Genomic DNA, 551 nt, shown 5'->3' with positions numbered 1-551 from the left:
CGCGGCCTGGCAGCGGTGTCGCACCCACTACGCCGCGAACCTCATGGCCGTGACGCCGAAGAGCATGTGGCCGGCGGTGAAGGCGATGCTGCACAGCGTCTATGACCAGCCCGACGCGGCAGCGGTGAACGCCCAGTTCGACCGCCTCCTGGACTACGTCAGCGAGAAGCTCCCGGCCGTCGCCGAGCACCTCGACGCCGCTCGAGCTGATCTGCTCGCGTTCACGGCGTTCCCCAAGGACGTGTGGGTCCAGATCTGGTCGAACAATCCCACCGAGCGGCTGAACAAGGAGATCCGTCGCCGCACGGACTCCGTCGGCATCTTCCCCACCCGCGAGGCGATCGTCCGACTCGTCGGCGCGGTCCTGGCCGAACAGACCGATGAGTGGGCCGAAGGACGCCGCTACCTCGGACTGGACGTCCTCGCCCGCTGCCGCCTCAGCCTCGTCCCCGACACCAGCACCGAGGAGGTCACCACAAGCTCCCTGCCAGCCCTGACTGCCTGACCTCTCAGCGAAGGATCGCTACACCACTTCCAGGGACTTGACCCCG

General features: G+C 67.7%; 1 protein-coding gene. It reads left to right on the top strand.

All coding sequences use genetic code 11. The annotated features are described in order from the left end of the window. A partial coding sequence (locus tag ACT3TZ_RS15250; RefSeq protein WP_444584258.1) for a transposase occupies positions 1-505 on the top strand: 505 nt, incomplete at its 5' end. Positions 506-551: the final 46 nt, after the last annotated feature.

It is taken from the genome of Brachybacterium sp. AOP25-B2-12, from assembly GCF_052378625.1.
Taxonomy (GTDB): domain Bacteria; phylum Actinomycetota; class Actinomycetes; order Actinomycetales; family Dermabacteraceae; genus Brachybacterium.
This window is presented reverse-complemented; position numbering and strand designations above follow the sequence as displayed.